The organism is Knoellia sinensis KCTC 19936, assembly GCF_000768705.1.
In the GTDB taxonomy this organism is placed as follows: Bacteria; Actinomycetota; Actinomycetes; order Actinomycetales; family Dermatophilaceae; genus Knoellia; species Knoellia sinensis.
The window spans coordinates 128,955-144,693 of sequence record NZ_AVPJ01000007.1; the positions used below are offsets into that span (position 1 = coordinate 128,955).

17 protein-coding genes are annotated in these 15,739 nt (G+C 67.9%); 6 read left to right on the top strand and 11 right to left on the bottom strand.

Translation table 11 applies throughout. The features are described from left to right. Nucleotides 1-23: 23 nt before the first annotated feature. The 7 genes from N802_RS11025 to N802_RS11050 all read right to left on the bottom strand — a co-directional run bounded on the left by N802_RS11025 (nucleotide 24) and on the right by N802_RS11050 (nucleotide 5,748). Nucleotides 24-413 carry a TadE/TadG family type IV pilus assembly protein gene (locus N802_RS11025; protein WP_035916087.1) on the bottom strand — a complete coding sequence of 130 codons (390 nt, stop codon included), beginning with the start codon at nucleotides 411-413 and terminating at the stop codon, nucleotides 24-26. 9 nt (nucleotides 414-422) lie between these two features. Then, nucleotides 423-584, bottom strand: a complete 162-nt coding sequence (locus N802_RS19915) for a Flp family type IVb pilin (RefSeq protein ID WP_084072148.1) — start codon at nucleotides 582-584, stop codon at nucleotides 423-425. 78 nt (nucleotides 585-662) lie between these two features. After that, the gene (locus N802_RS11030) at nucleotides 663-860 is read right to left on the bottom strand and encodes a Flp family type IVb pilin (RefSeq protein ID WP_052109831.1); all 198 of its coding nucleotides are present in this window, start codon (nucleotides 858-860) and stop codon (nucleotides 663-665) included. A gap of 181 nt (nucleotides 861-1,041) precedes the next feature. Continuing rightward, complete coding sequence (locus N802_RS11035) at nucleotides 1,042-2,811, bottom strand: LpqB family beta-propeller domain-containing protein (RefSeq protein ID WP_035916090.1); 1,770 nt, start codon at nucleotides 2,809-2,811, stop codon at nucleotides 1,042-1,044. Beyond that, nucleotides 2,808-4,394, bottom strand: a complete 1,587-nt coding sequence (gene mtrB, locus N802_RS11040; protein WP_035916093.1) for an MtrAB system histidine kinase MtrB — start codon at nucleotides 4,392-4,394, stop codon at nucleotides 2,808-2,810. Before mtrB ends, N802_RS11035 begins: the two co-directional genes overlap by 4 nt. Nucleotides 4,395-4,543: 149 nt before the next feature. Beyond that, a complete protein-coding gene (mtrA, locus tag N802_RS11045) occupies nucleotides 4,544-5,221 on the bottom strand; it encodes an MtrAB system response regulator MtrA (protein ID WP_035916095.1) in 678 nt (225 codons plus the stop codon). 107 nt (nucleotides 5,222-5,328) lie between these two features. After that, on the bottom strand, nucleotides 5,329-5,748 hold the full coding sequence (locus N802_RS11050) for a MarR family winged helix-turn-helix transcriptional regulator (RefSeq protein ID WP_245613911.1): 420 nt from the start codon (nucleotides 5,746-5,748) through the stop codon (nucleotides 5,329-5,331). A gap of 70 nt (nucleotides 5,749-5,818) precedes the next feature. On the opposite strand from N802_RS11050, the gene N802_RS11055 reads away from it, so the two are divergent. Then, nucleotides 5,819-6,901, top strand: a complete 1,083-nt coding sequence (locus N802_RS11055; protein WP_035916098.1) for a methyltransferase — start codon at nucleotides 5,819-5,821, stop codon at nucleotides 6,899-6,901. 36 nt (nucleotides 6,902-6,937) lie between these two features. Continuing rightward, nucleotides 6,938-7,306 carry a DUF1304 family protein gene (locus N802_RS11060; protein ID WP_245613912.1) on the top strand — a complete coding sequence of 123 codons (369 nt, stop codon included), beginning with the start codon at nucleotides 6,938-6,940 and terminating at the stop codon, nucleotides 7,304-7,306. Between the two features lie 96 nt (nucleotides 7,307-7,402). Here the strand turns inward: N802_RS11060 and N802_RS11065 are convergent, their stop codons facing one another. Then, nucleotides 7,403-9,727, bottom strand: coding sequence for a spermidine synthase (locus N802_RS11065; protein ID WP_084072149.1), 2,325 nt, complete (start codon nucleotides 9,725-9,727; stop codon nucleotides 7,403-7,405). A 149-nt stretch (nucleotides 9,728-9,876) separates the two neighbouring features. Further along, nucleotides 9,877-11,310 carry an adenosylhomocysteinase gene (gene ahcY, locus N802_RS11070; RefSeq protein WP_035916103.1) on the bottom strand — a complete coding sequence of 478 codons (1,434 nt, stop codon included), beginning with the start codon at nucleotides 11,308-11,310 and terminating at the stop codon, nucleotides 9,877-9,879. A gap of 176 nt (nucleotides 11,311-11,486) precedes the next feature. Here ahcY and N802_RS11075 point away from each other — a divergent pair, with 176 nt between their 5' ends. The 4 genes from N802_RS11075 (at nucleotide 11,487) to N802_RS11090 (ending at nucleotide 14,224) form a co-directional block, all read left to right on the top strand. Further along, the gene (locus N802_RS11075; RefSeq protein ID WP_035916105.1) at nucleotides 11,487-11,792 is read left to right on the top strand and encodes a hypothetical protein; all 306 of its coding nucleotides are present in this window, start codon (nucleotides 11,487-11,489) and stop codon (nucleotides 11,790-11,792) included. A gap of 111 nt (nucleotides 11,793-11,903) precedes the next feature. Next, on the top strand, nucleotides 11,904-12,509 hold the full coding sequence (locus N802_RS21050; RefSeq protein ID WP_084072150.1) for a CsbD family protein: 606 nt from the start codon (nucleotides 11,904-11,906) through the stop codon (nucleotides 12,507-12,509). A 123-nt stretch (nucleotides 12,510-12,632) separates the two neighbouring features. After that, a complete protein-coding gene (locus tag N802_RS11085) occupies nucleotides 12,633-13,670 on the top strand; it encodes a DUF808 domain-containing protein (protein WP_084072151.1) in 1,038 nt (345 codons plus the stop codon). 5 nt (nucleotides 13,671-13,675) lie between these two features. Beyond that, a complete protein-coding gene (locus tag N802_RS11090; RefSeq protein WP_035916108.1) occupies nucleotides 13,676-14,224 on the top strand; it encodes a YbaK/EbsC family protein in 549 nt (182 codons plus the stop codon). A gap of 117 nt (nucleotides 14,225-14,341) precedes the next feature. Here N802_RS11090 and N802_RS11095 read toward each other — a convergent pair whose 3' ends face one another. Further along, nucleotides 14,342-15,529 (bottom strand): SIS domain-containing protein, encoded by a 1,188-nt coding sequence (locus N802_RS11095; RefSeq protein WP_035916112.1) that lies wholly within the window; start codon nucleotides 15,527-15,529, stop codon nucleotides 14,342-14,344. A gap of 24 nt (nucleotides 15,530-15,553) precedes the next feature. Further along, nucleotides 15,554-15,739: a Trm112 family protein gene (locus N802_RS11100; protein WP_211254386.1), complete on the bottom strand. Its 186-nt coding sequence runs from the start codon at nucleotides 15,737-15,739 to the stop codon at nucleotides 15,554-15,556.

The window sequence follows — 15,739 nt, forward strand, 5'->3', positions numbered from 1 at the left end:
GCGCGACTTAAGGTGGCTTGCCATCAGTAGCACTCCATGTGTCCCGTGGATGAAAGCTGAGGTTGAGCGAGCGATGATCCTCCGCCGGGAAGGATCGTCAGAATGTCGTCCAAGAAGATCCAGGTGAATGGTTCCGACGCGGCCGGAACAACCACAACCGTGCCGCACTGTGCCCCGGGGCTCGCGGTAACAGTTCGGTTGGGGGATGCAGCCTGTGCGCGTGCCTGCACATTTGCGGCGTCGCCCTCGAAGGCGTAGATGCGCGCACCCTCGCGGGCTGCGTTGCTGAGGATGATCTGGGTGTGGAAGGCGCGCCCGAAGTCGACGATGCCCGCCAGCAGGATGATGAGCATCGGGAAGACGAGGGCGAACTCAACTGCCGCTGCGCCTGTTTCACTGGGCCGCTTGCGCATGAGCCCTCATCACCAGGGCCACAGTGTCGCGGCGTCAAAGAGGCCGAACACCTTGGATCCGAGTGTGGCGACCGTCGCCATGATCACGGCAGCGATGCCAGCCAACAGGAGGCCATACTCCACGGCCGTAGCGCCGAACTCGCGATCCCAGTCGCGCATGGGTCTACGCATGCTCAATCCTTAGGTAGAACTCAGGGTTGGGTGGCGCGCTAACGGCAACGCCACCCAACCCACGTGAGAAGGCTTCGGTTACTTAATGGCCTGCTCGATCGTCTTGAATGCGCCATTGATCTTGCCGCCGAGGAGGACGACAGTCGCAACGATCACTGCGGCGATGAGGGCCACGAGGAGGCCGTACTCCACAGCGGTTGCGCCCTTCTCGTTGGTCATCAGCGAGCGGAGTTTGTCGGTGGCGCGGATGTGAGCCTTGATGAGTGAACTGGTCATTGAACTCTCCTTCGGAGGACGTGGTGTGTGACCGGGGAGGCGAAGTCGCTCGCCAACGCCATGAAGCGTCGCTGAAGTACCCACCCCGTCGGAACGGGTGAACGGTCACACCGTTCGACGCCGAACAGCCACAACGCATCGGCCGAACGGCCGATCCGGCACAACGCCCGGATGTGCTGCGTCAGCGGGCAGGAACCGCGACGTCCGTACCCGTCCCCAGGGAGATCCACTGCTGCCCGGCGCGGCTCAGCACCGACCCGATGGAGGTCGTGAGCACGATGTCGCGCTCACCCCCTGTCGACGTGATCGAGGTGGCTGTGGGCGCCTCGGCGAGCGCCTGCTCCTCGCCGTCGACGGAGATGATGTGGGGGCGCCGCTTCTCCGACGACCCTGAACGTTGGCCGAGGGTGGCCAGGGTCAGGTCCGACAGCCACACGAGCCCCGCGAGCGCCGTGAGGTTCACGGCGAGCCGCCGCGGCTCGGACAGCCGCACGGGTTCACCAGCCCGGCCGCGGTGCACGCCCGCGATGTCGATCCGGGGGTCCTTGCCGTTGACGGCGGTGTGCAGGATGGCGACGCGGTCACCGTCGAAGGAAGGCTTGGCCTCGACCACGAGACGCTTGTCCAGCCACCCCGCTCCGATCGGCTTGGCGGTCACCGGGTCCGACGTGGCCGGGTCCGACCTCACGTCGAAGGCCCACAAGCGGTTCGCCGACTGGTCGTCCAGGCCGATCGCGCCAGCCCAGAGATAGCCGCGCGTGTCGTATGCCGGGTGCCCGACGCTGGTGCCGAAGAACGCCATCTCGTAGCGCGTCGTCCCGCGGAACCGGGAGAGCCCCTGCCCGTCAGGATCGACGGCGGCGAGCTCCGCCCCGTCAGCCGAGAGCGCGAGAGAGCGGAAGTTCGGCTGGATGTCGACATGACCCGAGCGGCGCGGGTCGCGGTCGATGATGCTCGTGCTCGGCAGGATGAAGAGATTGGCGCCGCGACGGATGACGGGGCGGCCGAGGTTCGGCGGGGAGAGCGACGGGAAGCCCACGTCCGCCACGGTTCGCACGGGCAGCTCGACTCCGGGCAGCTCGAGCGAGGTGTCACCGATACGGATTCGGACGCCCTGGATCGTCGGGTCCTGGAGGAGCGTCGCCACGAGCTGGGCCCAGACGTTCTCACGCTGGGTCTGGTCGGTGGGGACGCGGCCGGTGATCTCGACGCGCGCCACCCCGTCGGAGACGGAGACGGAGTCGGCCGTGAGCCGGGATCCCGGCGGGATGTCGTTGCGCACCGAACCTGCGAGGTATGCCGGTGGGGGCTGGAGCTGGGCCCGCGCCAGTCGCGTGGGGAGATGGTCTCGAGCAAACCAGCGCCGGTCCGGGACCAAGGCACGACGGTCACTGGCGATGTAGTTGACGGTGTAGGGCCGGAAGAGTCCGCCGACGTCGGAGGTCGTGATCCAGCGCCCGAACTCCTTCGGCAGGTTGCTGATCCGCCACTCGCCGCCGATGCGGGCGAACTCGACGGTCATCGCACGGCGGGTGCCGACGGCGGCGCTGACATAGCGCCCGTTGGTGTCGATGGTCGCTTCAACTGCGGTGGAGATCTCGGCGGCGTTGTCGGCTTTGGCGTTCACCGTGAGGGGGGTGCTGGTCGAGTAGATGACGACCTCGCCCTCGGGCGCCCACACCTTGATGGCGTCGGGGGTCAGGTATTGGCGCGCGGTTTCGTAGTCGCCGTCGCTCGCGGCCCCGGCGCGGACGAAACCCCGCAGGATCTCGTCCTGGCTGTCGCCGCGGCCCGGCGGTGGGAACACGGCGCGCACGACCTGCTCGTCACCGCCGCGCACCTCGAGACCCTGACGGACCTCCTGGTCGGTGCGGAAGCTCGGGCTGCAGCCTGCGAGCACGAGCAGCCCGGTCAGCGCTGCGGCGACGGCCGCAAGGACGCGACGTCTCACAACCGCTCCCCGGGCGAGAGCGGCAGCGGAGACGAGGTGAGGGACTCACCCGACTTCTGCGGCAACGTGAGGCGGAAGCGAGAACCTGCACCGGGCTCGCCCCAAGCCTGCAGCCACCCGTTGTGCAGTCGCGCGTCCTCAAGGGCGATGGCCAGCCCGAGGCCGGTTCCGCCGGTCGTGCGGGCACGAGCTGGGTCAGCGCGCCAGAAGCGTGTGAAGACCATCGAGGCCTCCCCCTGGCGGAGGCCGACCCCATGGTCCTCGACGACGACCGCCACGGACCCCTCCCCAGAACGCAGGTGAATGGTGACCGGCTTGCCCTCGCCGTGCTCGATGGCGTTGACGACGAGGTTGCGCAGGATCCGCTCGACCCGGCGCTGGTCGACCTCGGCCTCAACCGGCCCGGCGGCCACGATCTCGACTGTCGAGCCGCGCCGTTCTGCGAGCGGCTTTGCGGCCGAGACGACCTCGGCGACGGTGTCGCACAGGTTGACCGGTTCGAGGTCGAGGGCCGCGGCTCCGGCGTCGAAGCGGCTGATCTCTAGCAAGTCGGCCAGAAGCGACTCGAAGCGGTCGAGCTCGCCTTGGAGGAGCTCTGCGGATCGACCGACGACGGGGTCGAACTCGGACCGGGAGTCATAGAGCAGGTCGCCGGCCATGCGGATGGTCGTGAGCGGTGTGCGCAGTTCGTGGGAGACGTCGGAGACGAAGCGCTGCTGCACGCGACTCAGGCCTTCGAGCTGGCGGATCTGCGCCTGGAGGCTGTCAGCCATGGCATTGAACGACGTGCCGAGCAGGGCCAGGTCGTCCTCGCCGCGCGAGGCCATGCGCTCGTTGAGCTTGCCGGACGAGAGTCTCTCGGCGACCTCGGCCGCACGCCGCACGGGGGTCACGACCTGTTTCGTGACCACCCAGGCCACGGCTCCGAGGAGCACTGTGAGGGCGAGCCCCGCGAGCGTGAAGGCAGTGGAGATGAGACTCATCGTCCGCACTTCCTGCGTCATCGGGGTGACATAGAAGAGGTCATAGCGGCCGGCCGTCGGCACCTCGACGCCCGTGCCCACGAAGACTGCGGGGACCTGCCCGCCGTCGATGAGGATGTTGCTCACCTTGGTCTGCTGGTGGCTGGGGTCAGCCGCCACGGCCTCGCGCAACTCTTGGGGCACCGCGCTGATCGCGATGCCGCCAGTGCCTCGTGCGTTGAGGAGCGTTGGTGAGGTGTTCTTCGCCCCGCGCAGCATGATGACGTAGCGACCGGGGTCGGGACCTGCCGGAGTCAGGCCGCGGACGACGTCGTCGCCGACGAGGTTGAGCTCCTGCACGGAGGTCGCCGTGGTGTTGTCCCACTGGTCCTGGGCCTGCTGCGTGAGAGCGCGCGCCTCCTGCTCGCTCGTCCGGACCCGGTCACTCTGCAGGTCGTCGGCGATCTCGTTGTAGAGGTAGGAGCCGAGCAGTGACACCACGACGATGCCGAGCAGCACGGTGGTCGACACCACACGGAACTGAAGCGAGCGCCGCCAGGTCCTGAGCAATGAGTTCCACGCCGCGACCACGGCGCGCGCCGCCATGCGTGCGCCCGCCATCCCCCGTGAACCGATCTGGCGGACGTGGTCGGACAGGGTGGGAGAGGGCGTCGCTACGGGAGCCGACGTGGGCGAAGGCGTGTTCGACGGCGTGGGCGTCGGTGACGTCCCGGCGCCAGGTGCTTTGGCGGTGGGCGCCCCCGACATCGTCAGCTCGGCCCGGCCCGGTAGCCCACGCCGCGCACGGTCACGACGATCTCGGGCCGCTCCGGGTCCTTCTCGATCTTGGACCGCAGGCGTTGCACGTGGACGTTGACGAGGCGAGTGTCACCGGCGTGGCGGTAGCCCCAGACCTGCTCGAGCAGCACCTCGCGGGTGAAGACCTGCCACGGCTTGCGCGCGAGCGCCACGAGGAGGTCGAACTCGAGCGGGGTGAGGTTGAGTGCCTCGTCCCCGCGCTTCACCGAGTGGCCTGCGACATCGATCGACAGGTCGCCGATGCTGAGTCGCTCGGGCTCGACCTCGTTGTCGCGCCGCAGTCGGGCGCGCACGCGGGCGATGAGTTCCTGCGGCTTGAACGGTTTGACGACATAGTCGTCGGCCCCGGACTCGAGCCCGACGACGACATCGACGGTGTCCGTGCGGGCGGTGAGCATCACGATCGGCACGCCGGACTCGGCACGGATGCGACGGCATACCTCGAGACCATCGATCCCGGGAAGCATGACGTCCAGGAGGACGAGATCGGGACGGGACTCTCGGAAGGCGGCGAGCGCGCCGGAACCGTCAGCGACGTGGTCGACCTCGAGGCCTTCGTTGCGCAGCACGATGCCGAGCATCTCCGCGAGAGCGAGATCGTCATCGACGACGAGCACGCGACCCTTCACGGTGGGTCCTTCCTCAGTGGCAACATTGCGGGACCGACGCTGAGCGTCGGCCCTCCATGTTCGCACAGCAAAGTGTGCGCCCCGGCCACCTTCGAGGTGGCGGGGCGTCACTGGTAGGGATCGGTGATCTCCCGGAGTCGCGTCAGAGCCTCGCGCAGGTGGTCGGCGAGCTCCACGCCGAGGTGGTCGGCCCACTCCTGTTCCACGGCCATCACGGTCTCGCGGGCGCGCGCCGCCGCTGTCAGTCCGGCGGTGGTGAACCGGATCAGCCGAGCCCGTCCGTCGTGCGGGTCGGGCACGCGCTCGACCAACCCCCGCTCCTCGAGTGCCGCGACGAGCAGGCTCGCGGTCTGCTTGGTCACCTGCGCCTGCTCGGCCAGGTCCGTGAGGCGCGAGCCCTCGGGGCTGATCCGCTGGGCAAGGCGCCCCTGAGCGGTCGTCACGTCATAGCCCGCCTCGCGCGCGGCAGCGATCACGCGGTCATCCATCGCGCGGTAGGAGATGAACATGAGCGTGGCGAGATCCATCGCACCTCTTGACATAGTCAGCATCACTGACGATTATAGTCAGTAATCCTGACGATCATAGGGGTTGGCCATGAACAGACTCCCGCCCGTGCGTGTCGTCCGAACTGCCACCGCAGTCCGCACCGCCCTTCAGGGCCTGACCCGGAGGATGGCGCCGCCCGAGATCGCGCTGTTGGAACTGTCGTCGGGATTCATGGCCACGCACGCGGTCCATGCTGCGGCTCGGCTGGGGGTTGCCGACGCACTGGCGGGCGGGGCGCGATCGGCTCGCGAAGTGGCCGCCGAGTTGGGTCTCAGCGCGGACGGGATCGCCCGGCTGCTACGGGCGTGCGCTGCGTTCGGGCTGTTCCGTGAGGACTCGGAGGGGCGATTCGCTCTCACGCCGATGGGTGGGGCGCTGCGCTCCGATGCCCCGAAGTCGATGCGGCCAGTCATTCTCATGCTCGGACACCCGAGTTATCAAGCCGTCTGGGGGCAACTCCCCCACGCCGTCACATCAGGCCTGCCGGGCGCTGTGGACGGTCTGGGAGCGCCGTTCTGGGACGTCCTTGAGCAGGGCGATGAGTTCCCTGGTGTTTTCCATGAGGCGATGGCGCGGCTGGCTGCCCTGGACTGGCCGACCGTCGAGGCGGTCTATGACTTCACGCCGTTCTCGACGATCGTCGACATCGGTGGCGGGCACGGGGAGCTGCTTGCCCGCATGCTCGGCGCTGCGCCGTTGGCCAAGGGAGTGCTTTTGGAGCGATCGGGAGCGATCGCCCGCGCGGAGCAGCACCTGCGTGAGGCTGGGGTCCTCGACCGTTGCCGACTGGAGGATGGGTCGTTCTTCGAGTCGGTCCCCGCTGGCGGCGACCTCTATGTCCTGCGCCGCATCGTCCACGACTGGGGCGACGACGAGGCGGTGGCGCTGCTGTCCACGGTTCGCCGAAACATGCCTGCGGAGGCCACCCTGCTGCTGATGGAGAGCGTCGTCCCGCCCGGCAACGAGCCACACTTCGCCAAGAGCCTCGACCTCGACATGCTGCTTTTCGTCGGCGGTCGTGAGCGCACCGAGCGTGAGTTCACGACCCTGCTCGACCGCGCCGGGTTCCGGCTCGGTCGGATCATCCCGACCATCTCTCCCATCACCCTCCTCGAAGCAGTGCCTCGGTAGGCAGCCGTGAACGCCGTCGCCCAAGTCTGTGCCGCGGTGAGCGCGGTGGTCTGCATCGGAGTCTTCCCGTTGGAGGCGTTCCTCATCGACAGACCCTGGGTCCAGAAGTTGCTCGCCATCGAGCCGCACGGCATCCCAAACGTCCACCTCTGGGCGTTCTGCATCGGGGCACGCAACGCGCTCGCCGGCGTCGGGACTCTGATCGGGCTGTGGATGGTGAACTTCGGGGATGAGGCAGTCGGGACGACGGTTGTCGTGGTCGGCCTGATCTACATGCTGCTCGCGGCGCTCTTCATGGGAATCGCTGACCTTCTGGGCTTCTGGCTCCCACGAGGCGGGAGCGTCCGCGGAACCATCACCGCGTCTCTCCTCCCCGCCGTCGCCCTCCTCGCCCTCGTCGCATGACGCTTGCCGCCGTGCGCCTGCCGCCGGATACCTCGTGGCTGCACGACTGCTGTAGGTGCCAATGCCGTCACGGGCCCAGACAGGGCCCTGCCAGCCTCAGCGGAGGACAGACAGGACAGAGGAATAGTCGTCCGTCCAAGTGATCGAGGGCAGGGGGAGCGCCTCCCAACCATCCTTGGACCTCAGCGCGGCGATCCGCGCAGCGTCAGCAGACAACGCGACCCATTCACTGGCTGTCGCGCTGTCATGCGCTTCGCCCTTGCTGCCGAGCGCCGCCTCCCAACCGAGTTCGTTGGCGGCGCCACGGACCACCGGCCGGAGGTCGAACACTCGATTGCTGATATGGACCATCAGCAAACCGCCGGGGCGAAGCTTGGAGGCGTACACCCGCATGGCATCCGTTGTGAGCAGGTGAACCGGGATCGAGTCGGAACTGAAAGCATCGAGGATGATGAGGTCCAGAGACGCATCCGGTGACTCCTCGAGGGTCTGCCGACCGTCGCCGACCTTGACGTTGACGTTCGCTTTTGAGTCTTCGAGATAGGTGAAGAACTTCGGATTCTTGGCGATATCGACCACTGCGGAGTCGATCTCGACGAAGGTGAATTGTTGGCCTTGCACACCGTAGGCGGCGACAGTTCCGACACCCATCCCGACTGCTGCAACATCGCTGAACCCCGACTGCGCAAAGACATCGCCCAAGGGTCCAGACCTTGCGTAGTACGTCGTCGGCTCACCCCGACGCACCCCCTGCCCCTGCGAACCGTGAACAGTTGTTCCGTGCACGAACAGGTGCCCCCCATCCTGGGACATCACGCGGTAGCTCCCGTAGAAGGTGCGATCGCGATCCACCACCCCTCGCCCGTCGCCGATCACACAAGTTGCCATGAACAGGCTCAGCGCGAGCGCTGCGAGCCACCGGCCCGTTCTGCTCAGCGCCCAGCCCCCGAACCCGACCAAGAGGAGTGACCCGATCAAGACGATCGACCCCTGGTCCAAGAGCGCCGCGAACGTCGGCGCCCGCAGCACAAGAACGAAGCCCAAAGCGACGATGGTGAACGCGACCCAATGACGCGAGGCGTAGGCCCCGATACGCGAGGTCGTCGTGTCCGTCCGCCCGAGAAGGAACGGAACCACGGCGAGCAGAAGGGGAAACTCCCACACCCTGTCAAACAGCATTGGAGCCAGCAGTCCATTGAGGACACCGCCCAGTGCACCGCCGATGGATGTAGCGAGGTAAAAGCCGGTCAGCCTGTCCACATCGGGTCGGTCAGCCGCGAGTCTTGCGTGTGCGGCGAATGCCACCAGAGCAAGGAGAGCAAGGAGGACCGGGATGACAATCCAGACCGGCGCAGTGCCCTTCAAGGGATACGTCGCTGCAGCCACAAGGGTTGCAACGACAGCCCAACGGTCGACGCCAGGGGAGATCGCCCTGCTTGTTCGGGCGAAGGCGAGCACGAAGGTCGCCAGGTAGATGGCCAACGGGACGACCCACAGCAACGGGATAGCCGCAACATCGGTGCTTATGTGCGAGGTCACCGCGAGCATGAGCGCCGACGGCAGGAAACTCAGAGCTGTCCACCTCACCAGGCGACGGCGGCTGGTGCGGCCACCATCAGCCTTGGTCTTGACCTTGAGAGCGAGCTCGGCCCCGGCAGCCCCATCGATGGGAGACGTTGGGATAGCCGCCGCCCCCTGCACACGCGTGCGCGTGCGCGTGACGACAGCACATGCCGCCGTCAGAAGGGCGAAGAGCACGAAGCCTGTGGACCACGCGATGCGCTGCTGATCCACAGTGAGCCAGGGCTCGACGACAAAGGGATAGGCCAAGAGCCCAACGAAGCTTCCAACATTGCTGGCAGCAAACAGGAAGTACGGGTCATCGGCCCGCGGCCCGCCCGACCACGAGTACCACCGCTGAAGGAGTGGACCCGACGTGGAGATCACGACGAATGGCAGGCCAATCAGGAGGGTAAGGGTGCGCAGAAGCCAGAGGACCGGGGAGGTCTCGATGTCGGGCACCGCGTCGGCCGGAAGCGCCACGGGTAGGACGACGAGGGGAGCCAACAGGACGAGCAGATGGACTGGCGGTTGCCAGCGTGAGCCCAGCCGGCGCGTCGCGACATGGGAGTAGAGGTAGCCAAGAAGCAACAACACTTGGAAGAAGAGGCTGCTCGTGCTCCACACAGTGGCGGAGCCGCCGTACGCAGGCAGCAGCATTCGCGCGATCAGCGGCTGCACGACAAAGAGCAACGCCGCTCCGACGAATGCCGTCAGGGTAAAGAGTGCAACAAGACCCGACGTCTTGACCCGGCTCGAAGTCGACCCACCCAGAACGACGCCCGAAGCCTTCGCACGGACGCGCTCTTCCGCGAAGTCATCTCGTTCAGTGGGGCTTGCCGTGGTGGTGGCGTCCGTCATGTGTGTCCTTCCCGTCCGCGCGAGGCTAAGCGCGGGGAGGACCTCTGCATCATCGGCCGAATGGCCCGATCTCAACGATCACTGCAAGAAAGGCGATGCCGCCCACTCGAGGTGAGCGGGCGGCATACCGGGAAAGCGTCTGAACAGACTCAGTAGCGGTAGTGATCCGGCTTGTAGGGGCCGGCCACGTCGACGCCGATGTACTCGGCCTGCTCCTTGGTCAGCTCCGTCAGCTCAACACCAATCGCCGCGAGGTGCAGACGCGCCACCTTCTCGTCGAGGTGCTTCGGCAGGACGTAGACCTGCTTCTCATAGTCGCCCGTCTTCGAGAACAGTTCGATCTGCGCGATCGTCTGGTTCGCGAACGAGTTCGACATGACGAACGACGGGTGGCCGGTCGCGTTGCCGAGGTTGAAGAGGCGTCCCTCGGACAGCACGATGATCGAGCTACCCGACGAGAACGTCCACTCGTGGACCTGCGGCTTGATCTCCGTCTTCACCACACCGGGAACCTTCGCCAGACCGGCGATGTCGATCTCGTTGTCGAAGTGACCGATGTTGGCGACGATCGCCTTGTTCTTCATCTTGGTCATGTGCTCGGCCGTGATGATGTTGAAGTTGCCGGTCGTCGTGATGTAGATGTCCGCAACGTCCAGCACGTCCTCGAGGCGAGCAACCTGGTAGCCCTCCATCGCGGCCTGCAGCGCGCAGATCGGGTCGATCTCGGTGACGACGACGCGCGCGCCCTGGCCGCGAAGGGCCTCGGCGCACCCCTTGCCGACGTCGCCATACCCGGCGACAACGACGACCTTGCCTGCGATGAGGACATCAGTCGCGCGGTTGAGGCCGTCGATGACGGAGTGGCGGCAGCCGTACTTGTTGTCGAACTTGGACTTGGTGACCGAGTCGTTCACGTTGATCGCCGGGAAGAGCAGGTCGCCGGTCTTGGCGAGCTCATAGAGGCGGTGCACACCGGTCGTGGTCTCCTCGGTGACGCCCTTGATCTCCTCGGAGACCTTGGTCCACTTCTGCCCGTCCTCGGCCAGCGTGCGACGCACGAGCGCCTTGAAGATCGAGAACTCCTCTGAGTCCTCCTCGGTGGTGGGCGGCACCTGACCGGCGGCCTCCCACTCGCGACCCTTGTGGACGAGCATCGTGGCGTCGCCGCCGTCGTCGAGGATCATGTTGGCGCCCTCGCCGGGCCACGTGAGGATCTGCTCGGTGCAGTCCCAGTACTCCTCGAGCGTCTCGCCCTTCCACGCGAAGACCGGCACACCCTGCGGGTCCTCGACAGACCCGTTCGGCCCGACGACGACAGCGGCAGCAGCCTCGTCCTGCGTCGAGTAGATGTTGCAGGAGGCCCAGCGGACCTCGGCGCCAAGCGCGGTGAGCGTCTCGATGAGCACGGCGGTCTGCACGGTCATGTGCAGCGAGCCGGCGATGCGCGCACCGGCCAGCGGCTTCGAGGCACCGAACTCCTCGCGCAGCGACATGAGGCCGGGCATCTCGTGCTCGGCCAGGCGGATCTGGTGACGGCCGGCCTCGGCGAGGCCCAGGTCGGCAACCTTGTAGTCAAAGGACATGCGAAATCTCTTCCGTTGAATGTGGGTTTGCGACCCGGCGCAGCCCATCTGGGCGAACTCGAGGAGCGGGGTATCACCCGCGCCGGCGGCCTCCACTCTACCGACCTCAGGCGGTAGACATGGAGTGCGCACAGTGACGCGGCGCACCCACGCTCAGCCGACGACGGGAGCACACGATGAACGACAGCATCGAGAACACGGAAGCGGACGGCATACAGGACAAAGAACCCGACCGTATGCCGGGTGGTCCCGTTTCCGACAACGTGCGCGACGAAGTGCGCATCGACGTCGACGAGGAGCGCCTCGACGCATGGGAGGACGTGCGAGGCGACTACGCCGTCGACCCCGACGAGGACATGACCCGCCCCGCGCTCACCGAGGTCGAGGAGGACGAGGACGACGAGGAGGCCCTGCGCGAGGACGACGAGGAGGACGACCTCGCCGAGGACGAGGACTCCGAGGACCGCGACGAGGAGGAGTGACCATTTCGCGAAGCCCCTGAGCCGAGCGACGCCCAAAACCCCACAGACGCCTCTCACGTGGTTGTTTGGAGGTATCCACGCAATCCAACGCACAGACGTGAGGAGCAGGCCATGGGTATGGACGACATCAGGAACGCCGCTGACGAGGCTGCAGGCAAGGCCAAGGAAGGCTTCGGCAAGGCCACCGGCAACGAGTCACTCGAAGCCGAGGGCGCCGTGCAGGACGCCACGGCCGACGTCCGCCAGGGCGCCGACTCGGTCCGCGACTCCTTCGAAGGCACCGAGGGTGGCTTCGGCGACAAGGTCGACGCGGCCCGCGGCGAAGCGGGCGAGCAGTTCGACACGGCCAGGGACTCGGTCGGCAACGCTGCGGACTCGACCAGGGACTCCCTCGGCGAGAAGGTCGACAGCGCACGTGACTCGTTCGGCGACAACGCCGACGCGGGCACCGACTCCATGGGCGACAGGGTCGACGCCGGCACCGACTCCATGGGCGACAGGGTCGACTCGGCACGCGACTCCGCGGGCGACAGGCTCGACTCGGCACGCGACTCCATGTCCGAGAAGCTCGACGTCGAGGACACCGGCGAGCCGGGCCTCGGCGCACCGGGCGAGGGTCTGCGCAAGGCCGACGACGCCATCAGCGCAGCCGAGGACAAGATCGGCGACGCCGTGAGCGGACTCGGCGACAAGATCAAGGGCGTCTTCAACAAGTAGCCCCGCTCCAGCGACAACGACCGCGCGTGCCCGAGTGATCGGGCCGCGCGGTCCGTCGTCTCTGTAGTCTGAGCACTCATCGACTCCACGTCTCCCCCGAGACATCGACCCGAAGGCGACCTGATGGCTGGCGGACTCTTCGCTCTTCTCGACGACATCGCGGTGCTGGCCAAGGCCGCCGCAGCTTCTGTGGACGACGTCGCCGCGGCGGCCGGACGCGCGAGCGTCAAGGCGACCGGCGTCATCGTCGACGACACGGCGGTCACGCCGCGCTACGTGCAGGGGCTCTCCCCCGCGCGCGAGCTGCCGATCATCAAGAAGATCGCCATGGGCTCGCTGAAGAACAAGCTGCTCTTCATCCTCCCGGCGGCGCTCCTGCTCAGCCAGTTCCTCCCGCAGGCGCTCACGCCGCTGCTCATGATCGGCGGCACCTACCTCTGCTTCGAGGGTGTCGAGAAGATCTGGGAGAAGCTCAGCGGCCACGCCGAGGACGCAGCGGACAAGGCACACGACGCCGGGCTCGTCGCCGACGAGGACACGATCACGAGCGGCGCGATCCGCACTGACTTCATCCTGTCGGCCGAGATCATGGTCATCTCGCTCAACGAGGTCGCCGACGAGCCGTTCGTCACGCGCGCGGCGATCCTCGCGGTCGTCGCCTTCATGATCACCGCGCTCGTCTACGGCGTCGTCGCGCTCATCGTCAAGATGGACGACGCCGGCCTGCACCTCGCCGAGAACGGCCGCACCGACGGTGGCAAGGCCTTGGGACGCGGGCTCGTCGCCGCGATGCCCAAGCTCCTGACGGCTCTCTCGGTCATCGGCATCGCCGCCATGATCTGGGTCGGCGGCCACATCATCCTCGTGGGTCTCGACGACCTGTCGCAGGAGTACGGCTGGTCGATCCTGCACCAGCCCTACGCCTGGGTCCACAGCGCCGAGGAGTGGGTGCACGGGGCGACCGGCGCCCTCGGCGGGGTCCTCGGCTGGGTCACCAACACCATCGGCTCGGCCATCCTCGGCCTCATCGTCGGCGCGATCGTCGTCGCGATCATGCACGTCATCCCGCGCAAGGGCGGGCACGGTGCGCACGAGGACGAGGGCCACGGCGTCGTTCCCGAGACCGGCGAGGTTGTCGACGTGCCCAAGAAGGACCACTGACCTGTATGCCGTCCGCTCGCGGATCGCTGTCCTGGTCACCTGCCGCTGACCACCCGGAGCTCGTCGCGCCTCCCGTGGCTGCTGCCCTGGCTGCCAGCGAGGTTGCGGGCATCGCGGCAGCGGAGGTGGCGCCCATCGACGCCACGCTCGCCGACACGGCGGCGTTCTGTGCGGCATACGACGTCGCTCTGGAGGCGAGTGCCAACTGTGTGGTGGTGGCCGGGAAGCGAGCGGGCGAGACGACCTACGCCGCCGTCATGGTGCTCGCCACCGACCGCGCCGACATCAACGGGGTCGTGCGCAAGCACCTCGGCGTCCGCAAGATCTCGTTCGCGCCGCACGACGACGCGGTGTCGCTGACCGGAATGGAGTTCGGCGGGATCACGCCCATCGGACTCCCTGCCGACTGGCGGGTCCTCGTGGACGCCCGCGTCGTGGCCGCCGGGCCGGTCGTCATCGGCGGCGGGGTGCGCGGCAGCAAACTGCTCGTCGACGGGGCTGCGCTCGCCGTGCTGCCCACCGCCGAGATCCTGGAGTTGGCCCAGCCGGGCTGAGTGGCTTGGACCAGAGGCACCCGACCGCAGGACGATCAGCTCGGTCCGGATCTGGGCGCCACACGGCGTGTCGCGTCCACGTGCTGGAGGGCTGATCGTCCGCCGGCAGGTCGGCGCTCAGGTGGTGCGGTCGCGCAGTTCGGTGACGTGCCGGGAGACCGCCGGGTCGAGCCCGAGGCCGAGCGCCAGGTAGGTCGCCACGTAGTCCCCCAACGAGATCAACGACGCGAGCCGCTCGATCGGGTGCCCCGCGAGCGCCTCGACCTCCCAGACCTTGACCCCGGCGTCGCGGGCCGACTCGGCGACAGCCTCGGCGAGCCGAGAGGCCTCGCGCGCAGCCTCCGCCACGCCAGGATCCCGGGTCTCCACGGGTGCGTCCCGCAGCATGAGGAGCCCGAGCTGCGGTGACGGTGGCCCGTCGAGGAACGGGTCAGCAAAGATGTCGCGCTCCCCCACCCCGCCCTGCCCGCCGGACCCCGATCCGCTGAACGGCCCGTCGAAGCAGGCGACCACCTGCGCGGCCGCATCGGGAAGGGCACCGTGAGTGGCCGGCATACGGGCGGTGCGGGCCAGCATCGCCGCAGCGCGACCGGCAGCAACGCCGGTCAACGCACCGTCACCCAGCACGACGGGCACGGTCTCGGCGAGGCCGACGGCGAGGATCTTGGCGGGGTTGACGAACGACTCGGACGAGGGGCGGCACTCCTCGGCGCGCTCGTCGAGCCGGTCGGCGACGCGTTCGAGCACCGCCTCGGAGCAGTCGATGAGGCCGAGACCGTCGGCCGCCAACAGGACCGGCGTGAGCATCGACCACAGCGCGGCTCGTGACGTCGGCACGTCGACGGCGATGTCCACGTGGACTCCGCGGCCTCGAGCGCTCACGTCGGCCAACGGCGAGTCCGGCGCCCCCACCGTCAACAGGGACGCGCCCCGACGGGCCGCCTCCGCCGCCAGCGCCAGTGGACCTGCGGCACGCCCCGACTGGGACACGGCGATCACGAGGTCGAGGGGTCCGATCCACCCCGGCAGCGGCGCCTCGCGCCGGGTCGTCAGGGGAACCGGCGAGCCCGGCTCGGCCAGGACATCGAGCACGTCGCAGACGACCGCCGTGCCGCCGAGGGAGGCGACGAGGACCGAGCGCGGCCGGTCTCCCCCGGCGACCTTGTCGATCCCGGCCTCGCGCGCCGCGAGGAGTGCCCGGCGGACCTGTGCGCCGGAGGTCGCGAGGGCACGGAGCGTGCCGCGACTGTCGAGCGACTCCAGCGAGTCGGCGGAGTCGAGGAAGGCCTCGTCAAGGTGCGGCATGGTGGTGCGGCGCCGGGCGGCCGATCAGGCCGGCTTGCGCCCCTCGTCGACGAGCAGCACCGGGACGCCGTCGTCGATCCGATAGATCAGGCCGCAGGCCTCGGAGGTGCAGGCGAGCTCGGGACCGGACTCCCCTGTCACGTCCTTGAGCTCGGCTCGGCAGTTGGGGCAGCGCAGGATCTCGCGCAGCCAGGGCTCCATCGTCACCAT

Bases quoted from the DNA above. Each gene is read 5' to 3' on its own strand.
- N802_RS11025 (WP_035916087.1), bottom strand. From the start codon at position 413: ATGCGCAAGCGGCCCAGTGAAACAGGCGCAGCGGCAGTTGAGTTCGCC.
- N802_RS19915 (WP_084072148.1), bottom strand. From the start codon at position 584: ATGCGTAGACCCATGCGCGACTGGGATCGCGAGTTCGGCGCTACGGCC.
- N802_RS11030 (WP_052109831.1), bottom strand. From the start codon at position 860: ATGACCAGTTCACTCATCAAGGCTCACATCCGCGCCACCGACAAACTC.
- mtrB (WP_035916093.1), bottom strand. From the start codon at position 4,394: ATGGCGGGCGCACGCATGGCGGCGCGCGCCGTGGTCGCGGCGTGGAAC.
- N802_RS11050 (WP_245613911.1), bottom strand. From the start codon at position 5,748: ATGGATCTCGCCACGCTCATGTTCATCTCCTACCGCGCGATGGATGAC.
- N802_RS11055 (WP_035916098.1), top strand. From the start codon at position 5,819: ATGAACAGACTCCCGCCCGTGCGTGTCGTCCGAACTGCCACCGCAGTC.
- N802_RS11065 (WP_084072149.1), bottom strand. From the start codon at position 9,727: ATGACGGACGCCACCACCACGGCAAGCCCCACTGAACGAGATGACTTC.
- ahcY (WP_035916103.1), bottom strand. From the start codon at position 11,310: ATGTCCTTTGACTACAAGGTTGCCGACCTGGGCCTCGCCGAGGCCGGC.
- N802_RS11075 (WP_035916105.1), top strand. From the start codon at position 11,487: ATGAACGACAGCATCGAGAACACGGAAGCGGACGGCATACAGGACAAA.
- N802_RS21050 (WP_084072150.1), top strand. From the start codon at position 11,904: ATGGGTATGGACGACATCAGGAACGCCGCTGACGAGGCTGCAGGCAAG.
- N802_RS11085 (WP_084072151.1), top strand. From the start codon at position 12,633: ATGGCTGGCGGACTCTTCGCTCTTCTCGACGACATCGCGGTGCTGGCC.
- N802_RS11090 (WP_035916108.1), top strand. From the start codon at position 13,676: ATGCCGTCCGCTCGCGGATCGCTGTCCTGGTCACCTGCCGCTGACCAC.
- N802_RS11095 (WP_035916112.1), bottom strand. From the start codon at position 15,529: ATGCCGCACCTTGACGAGGCCTTCCTCGACTCCGCCGACTCGCTGGAG.
- N802_RS11100 (WP_211254386.1), bottom strand. From the start codon at position 15,739: ATGGTGACGATGGAGCCCTGGCTGCGCGAGATCCTGCGCTGCCCCAAC.